General features: G+C 52.3%; 7 protein-coding genes and 1 pseudogene. 3 read left to right on the plus strand and 5 right to left on the minus strand.

Annotated features, from left to right (window positions below; translation table 11 throughout):
- Window positions 1-172 precede the first annotated feature (172 nt).
- Window positions 173-724 (plus strand): cupredoxin domain-containing protein, encoded by a 552-nt coding sequence (locus IGR76_13250; protein ID MBF2079445.1) that lies wholly within the window; start codon window positions 173-175, stop codon window positions 722-724.
- Window positions 725-775: 51 nt separating this feature from the next.
- On the plus strand, window positions 776-1,252 hold the full coding sequence (locus IGR76_13255; GenBank protein MBF2079446.1) for an MEKHLA domain-containing protein: 477 nt from the start codon (window positions 776-778) through the stop codon (window positions 1,250-1,252).
- A 208-nt stretch (window positions 1,253-1,460) separates the two neighbouring features.
- Here the strand turns inward: IGR76_13255 and IGR76_13260 are convergent, their stop codons facing one another.
- The 5 genes and pseudogenes from IGR76_13260 to IGR76_13280 all read right to left on the minus strand — a co-directional run bounded on the left by IGR76_13260 (window position 1,461) and on the right by IGR76_13280 (window position 6,254).
- Window positions 1,461-2,084, minus strand: a complete 624-nt coding sequence (locus tag IGR76_13260) for a phosphorylase (protein ID MBF2079447.1) — start codon at window positions 2,082-2,084, stop codon at window positions 1,461-1,463.
- 74 nt (window positions 2,085-2,158) lie between these two features.
- The gene (locus IGR76_13265) at window positions 2,159-3,805 is read right to left on the minus strand and encodes a cyclic peptide export ABC transporter (GenBank protein ID MBF2079448.1); all 1,647 of its coding nucleotides are present in this window, start codon (window positions 3,803-3,805) and stop codon (window positions 2,159-2,161) included.
- A 7-nt stretch (window positions 3,806-3,812) separates the two neighbouring features.
- Window positions 3,813-3,980 (minus strand): annotated as a pseudogene (locus IGR76_13270) (efflux RND transporter permease subunit).
- Between the two features lie 72 nt (window positions 3,981-4,052).
- Window positions 4,053-4,862, minus strand: coding sequence for a phytoene/squalene synthase family protein (locus tag IGR76_13275; protein ID MBF2079449.1), 810 nt, complete (start codon window positions 4,860-4,862; stop codon window positions 4,053-4,055).
- 216 nt (window positions 4,863-5,078) lie between these two features.
- Complete coding sequence (locus IGR76_13280) at window positions 5,079-6,254, minus strand: glycosyltransferase (protein MBF2079450.1); 1,176 nt, start codon at window positions 6,252-6,254, stop codon at window positions 5,079-5,081.
- A 78-nt stretch (window positions 6,255-6,332) separates the two neighbouring features.
- Here IGR76_13280 and IGR76_13285 point away from each other — a divergent pair.
- Window positions 6,333-6,471, plus strand: a 139-nt coding sequence (locus IGR76_13285; protein MBF2079451.1) for a hypothetical protein, incomplete at its 3' end; no start/stop codon positions are given.

A 6,471-nucleotide genomic window follows, 5' to 3' on the forward strand; every position in this document is an offset into this window, starting at 1 on the left:
GCTGGCATTCTTTATCCGATCTTTGGTTGGCTCCTGAGTCCGATCATTGCCGGAGCAGCGATGGCTTTTAGCTCTGTGTCGGTCGTTACCAACGCGCTGCGGTTGAAGACGTTTAAGCCTGTGATGGGGTGATGGGGTGGAGAGGTGATGGGGGGGAGGGGTAGAGAGAACCATGAAAAAGATTGTGACAACAACCAGTCTACTGCTAGCGATCATGGCGGGAACGGTGTCGGCTCAGGAGCATTCGGAGATGTCGTCCGAGCCAACCGAACAGACCGTTCAGTTTCAACGCATTGACCAACCGTTGTGGGTTAAAGGTGCGGTTACAGCCGGAGGGTTGAGTTTGATTGGGTTGGAGCTGTGGTGGTTTCTATTTAGCAAGCCCAAATCGTGGTGGGCTACGGCTCAGGATGGGATGCAAGAGGTCACTATAACGGTCGATGGTGGATATGAGCCGAACCGGATTGTGGTGCAGGCGGGTCTACCTGTGCGACTGAAGTTCGACCGCAAAGATCCGAGTAGCTGTCTGGAGGAGGTTCGTTTTCCTGATTTTCGGATTGCGCGATCGCTCCCACTGAATGAAACGACAACGATTGAATTCACACCAGAACAGCCGGGACAGTATGAGTTCACGTGCGGTATGAATATGTTTCGGGGGATGGTGGAGGTGCAGCCCAAAGAGACAGAACGGGCGATCGCTCTATCTGCTGACAGGGTACAATAAACTACACTGGAGCTTCTCGGTTCTTCTCTTTTTGGTTATCTCCCATTGCCTATGTCTCTCTCTGCCGATCAGCCTTGGCAACAGTCGAGGGTTATCCAACTCAGTCAGCGCATTTACGACAGTTTTCAGCATTGGCTTCAGCGTCCACTCATTGAGGTTACGGGATCATCCGAGGAAATTGCCAAGGCGTTATTTGAAGCCCCTTTTGCGTTGATGGCACACGGGAATGAGGATGATCCGATCTTCAAGTACGGAAATCAAATGGCACTGGAACGGTTCGGGATGGGCTGGGACGAGTTTACCGCAATGCCCTCGCGGTATTCAGCAGAACCAATGGAGCAGGAAGAGCGTAATCAACTGCTGAAGGCAAGTCAGGAAAAGGGGTTTGTCCCGAATTTTAAAGTGGTGCGTGTGACAAAGACGGGCGATCGCTTTCTGATCGAAGATGGCATTTTGTGGAATGTGTTGGATGAAGCGGGAGTCTATTGTGGACAAGCGGCGATCTATAGCCAGTGGACACCGTTGTAGTTGAACTCTATCTCGGTTCTTTTGGAATCTCTGTGCAAAACCGGGCGTTGCTGAATACGGCTATGAATTGCCCTCATCCCCAACCCATCTCCCGCAGGAGAAGGGCGCTAAAACTCTTGTTCCCTCTCCCCAAGGAGAGGGCTAGGGTGAGGGCTGAAAAAGGCTTGAACACGAAAATCATACTTCTGTTCAGCAACGCCCAAAATCGTTATTCCTTGGACTGAAAGAGATCTAGAGCCAGAGCTTCTAACGTTTTCAGTCCTTTTAGAGATCCCCGAACCAACCGTGCTGCGGCAAGGGGACGTTGGAGAAAGCGCAGTGCGAGGACAACGGGACGGAGACTTCCATCAGGGGCGATCGCCTGTTCAATATTGGGTAAGTCATGGTGGCAATCGTCGCTAATGACCCGCAGCACCGCAAGCTGAGCATGGGGAATTGCCTGAACGAGAACCGCACTCTCCATATCGACAACGCTGGCACTGTAGCGATCGCCCAGTGTTCGCTTCTCTTGCGCAGATGTGATGACGCGATCGCTCGTCACGCCAGTAGCCACTGAGAGGCTAGAACATCGTTGCAGAATCGTTTGAGTCAGGATAGAGTCACAGAACGTACATTCAGGGCTCTCAGGATTTAAGAGATTCCAGACCCGATCGATCAGCACACCTCTACCGATCTCGCATTCAGGCGAGAGACTGCCCCCCAATCCCATAAGCAGCATCGTCTTAGCTGTTTGCCACGGTTGATGTTTCTCCGTTTCCAAAAACTGTTTTAGCGCCTCTGGCCCTGCGGGAATCGCAATCAGTTGCGGTTTTTTGATCTCAACCCGTTTCAAAGCCCGCTGAACGGCCTGAAATTCTGCGCCTACGGGAACTAGGATTACTTGAATATCTATTGCGATCGCCCTCTCTACTCTACACGCGAAATGTCGTGGTTAGCAGGGGTTCGGTAGTCGTATTCCACCTGACCATAATTCAACTTGAGAACGTGATCCGCAATATGGAAGTAGTGCTCATCGTGACTAATCACGAAAATGGCTTTGCCCTGAGCTTTGAGATCCAGCAAAAAGCGGGTGTAGAATAGATGCTTAAAAGATGGATCTTGATCCGCCGCCCACTCATCAAAGAGATAAATAGGACGATTATCGAGATAGGCACTAAGCAGCGTTAGGCGTTTTCGCTGACCTTGGGAAAGGGCGATCGTTGAAAACCGTCCTTCTTCGATCGTGACTTTTTGATCAAGCTGCAAGTCATGAAGATAGCCCTTGGCCTTCTCATAGTCGGCGCTAGTGTCGAAGCCCAAAAGACGCTCAAAGAGATAGAAATCTGAGAATACTGCTGCAAAGTGCTGTCGATACCAGCCTCGGTTTTCATCGGTGAGCAAGCGACCATTGAGCCAAATTTCCCCCGATTGAGGCGTATAAAGTCCAGTCAACACCTTTGCCAAGGTAGACTTTCCACTTCCGTTTCCACCAATGATGAAGGTTAATTCTCCCGGATAGACGGTCAAATCTACTGGCCCCAGGGTAAATTCATGTTCTCCCTGATCGGTTCGGTAAGTATGGGTAACGCCCTTGAGTTCTAGTCGTTGCAGTCCATCGCTAGGCGACAATGGTACGTCTATCCCATCGGTGGAGATCAGACTCAAACTTAGAGTTTGAATCTTGTCGTAAGCAATGCTGGCACGACTGAGAATGGGTAACTTACTGACTAAGCCATCCAGAGGGCCGAGTAAATAGGTAAAGGTCAGCACATAGCCAAAGCGCGTTTCAGGACTGATACCAATCCAGTTCGGCAGGGCAAAAAGGACTAAGCCGACCGCAAAAAAATAGATGAATTTTCCCCAACTATCCAGCACGGCAAAGAGGCTTAAGCCTTGGCTGGTGTTTCGTTTCACGCTGAGGGCGGTCGGCTGTAAATCTACGTTCCAAAAATCCCGTTGTCCTTGACTGTGGAGCTTGAGTTCTTTGATGCCATCAATCAAGCTCCGAAAATGTTGAAAGAGGCGATCTTGTTGATCCCGTGCCACTGCCAGCAATGCTCGTCCTCTTACCAAGAACCAGTGACAGCTAAGCGAGGCCACCAGCGTAATCAGCAACACCAGAATCAACACCTGCCAGGATAGCCAAGAGATGTACACCATACATCCAGCGGCACTCGCAATATTAATGACAAGGAGGGGCACGACACCCGCCGCCGCCGCCACGGTTTGCACATCCTCCGTCAAAATAGCAAACAGTCGGGGCAATCCCAGCGTTTCCAAGGGTTTGAGTTCGGTGGCTAAGATTTGGTGACTGAGTTGGAGTTGCAGTTCAAACACGGCCTCTTGGGAAAAGCGCACCAGCAAAATTCGCGACACCATGGCGGTGGTTAATGCCACTGCTCCCAAACCGACAAATGCTCCGACAATTACGCCCGTGGGTGGAACATCTTGCACCATCAGGTAGCTAATCAGGGCAATTAACCCGGCACTACACACCCCACTCACAATCCCTGTAGTTAGGGCGATCGCGATCGCCTGCCAAGAAGACCGCATTAAAAAAATAATTAAGTTCATGGCATCCTCAGGATGTACGGCGAGTTAACAAAGCCCAACCATCTTCCAGTAAGGTATACAGTACCGGAACCACGATTAAACTCAACAACGTTGAGGTCACTAATCCCCCAATAATCGCCACTGCCATTGGTTGACGCAATTCTGCACCTGCCCCCAGACCCAGGGCAATGGGAATGTGTTGAGGATTGCGGTTTCAACGTTGAGTTCAATGTAACCGTTCGATAGCGTGATTGAAAATCCGAACATCCTAGGTCAACGCTTTGACAATGGCTATCACATCATCGCGACTCAGCTTCTCCTTACCAGCGGCCAGCGCATCTAAGGTTCCGTGGGCAAGAGCGAGGGGAATTTTGCAAAACCGTAAGGCTGGCCCCTTCGGGAGTGCATCCGTGTAAGCATCTGCAAGGGCTAAATTTCGACGGGCGTATTGCTGCATGTCATCAGACGTCCAACCCACCGGATAAAAATTGATGCCCCGATCCAGATCTTCGCTGTGGTTGCGGATAATGTTGACGGCTTGTAGCCCCCGACCAAAGCCGATCGCCTCCATTCGGCTGGTTTTTGTCCCGTCATACCAGGCCCATAAATCCGAGAGCATCAGTCCGACTGCTCCCGCAACGCTGAAGGTGTAGCGATTCAGATCGGCTTCAGTTTCAATGAGCCAATTGCATTCTGCCCAGTAGGCCATCCGATCCGCCATCGCTGCGGTGGCATCCCAAATCCGAGGGGCGATTGTGTCCGGTGCAAGTTGTGCCCAAACCCCAATGCGGAGGGTAACTTCATCGAGCTGATCCTGATAGTCCGCCAGCCCTGTGGCAAAGTCGCTTTCTTGGGACGATTCAGTCCCGGCCTGGAGATTGAGGCTAATCTGTCTGAGCAATTTCGCCTTAACCACGGGACTCAGATCGGGGTGATCTTCAATTTGGTCAATCGCCCGCATGCAGAGATAGGCGGAGGCAACGGCTTCTTGAAGGCCAGAGGGTAAAAGGCTAATCGGGATAAAAAAGGTGCGGCTCGTCGCTTTGAGCAAGTCCAACGCGGTATTTAGGGAAAGCATAGAATTAACTCCTCAAAGGGCTACGATGAGAATAGGATATTTTGGGCAGAACTTTACCACCTTGGGACAGTTGTCGGAAGTGACCGCAACTCAGAAAGCCCGCTTGCTGATATCCGTTTTGAGGTTTGAGTTTTAAGGTTTGAGGTTTGAGTTTTAAGGTTTGAGTTGCTACGTTGGCTGAGTCGAGGAACCAGATATTGCCCATCTGAAATCCCTTCATTCTTGGAGGTGGCTATAAACTCGCCCTTTCCAGGCTCCCCCTTGGCCGACCCAATGACGCCGCGCCGAATCAAGGGTCATGAGGGTATACAGCAAGGCAATGAACGGTAACGCCAGGGCGATCGCCGGAGCCACTCGGTACAGCCGCACGGTAGGCCAGTAAGCGATCGCCATCAGTAGCCACGCCCCCAGTCCTGTGACCGCTAGGGCGTTATTCCCCCACAGCAGTCCTAGCCCCAATCCCACGGGCGGTATCAAGTACACCAAGGCCATACCCAGCAGGGTTCCCACCAACAGCCACGGGGAATAGTTGAGTTGGGTGTAGGCGCTACGGGTCACCATACTCCAAATGCTAGCGAGGTCGGGATAGGGGCGCAGGCTGCGGGTGGTGGTGCTGAGACCCAGCCAAATGGCTCCCTCGGCTTTTACCGCCGCCCCCAACGCGCAGTCATCGATCAACGCCTGCCGAATGGACTGGAGGCCATTGATACGCTGCAACGCACTGAACCGAATCAGGGCACAGCCCCCCGCTGCGGCTGCCGTTTGCTTGCGGGGATCGTTCACCCATCGGAAGGGATACAGCATTTGGAAGAAGAAGATAAAGGCTGGGATTAATAGTTTTTCCCAAAGACTTTGGCAGCGGAGTTGCACCATCAGGGAGACGAGATCCAGGGTTTCAGCCTCGGCCTTGGTGACTAACTGCTGCACGCCCAAGCGGTCATGCTCGATATCAGCATCGGTGAACAGCACATAGTCGGGTGGAGTAGCCTGCGCCGCGAGATACCGAAACCCTTGTTCCATCGCCCACAGTTTGCCCGTCCATCCTGGGGGCAAGGGTTGTCCAGATAGAACGGTAAGGCGATCGCCCAGGACCAGGGAAACCGCTGCATCTCTGGCAACCGTTGCCGTGCCATCGGTACTTTGATCATCTACCAACACCACAAACAGCGATCCCGGATAGGTTTGGGTGAGGTGCGATCGCACGGTGGTGCCAATCAGATCGGCTTCGTTGCGGGCTGGAATCACGACGGCAACGGTCGGCCAGGTCGCCAACGACGGAGCAGATTCACGATCCAATCGCTGATCGGCTCGCCAAAATTGTCCCCAAAAAACCAGCATCCCGATCCAAATCAGGAGCGAGAGTACGGTTAATCCCAAAATTACGCTGACCATCGCGGCTGCATCCGTTGAGTTTCCCGACATCTTAGATTATGCTGCCTCAAGACCCAACGTTTGACTTGAACAGCACCGATGCAGACCCAAGACCCACAGCAACTGGCAGGATTGAATCAGGCGATCGCCACCGCCCAGGACTATCTCCTTTCTCTGCAGTATCCCGATGGCTATTGGTGGGCGCATCTAAAATCCAACGTCACGATTACAGCAGAAA

The organism is Synechococcales cyanobacterium T60_A2020_003 (assembly GCA_015272205.1).
In the GTDB taxonomy this organism is placed as follows: Bacteria; Cyanobacteriota; Cyanobacteriia; order RECH01; family RECH01; genus JACYMB01.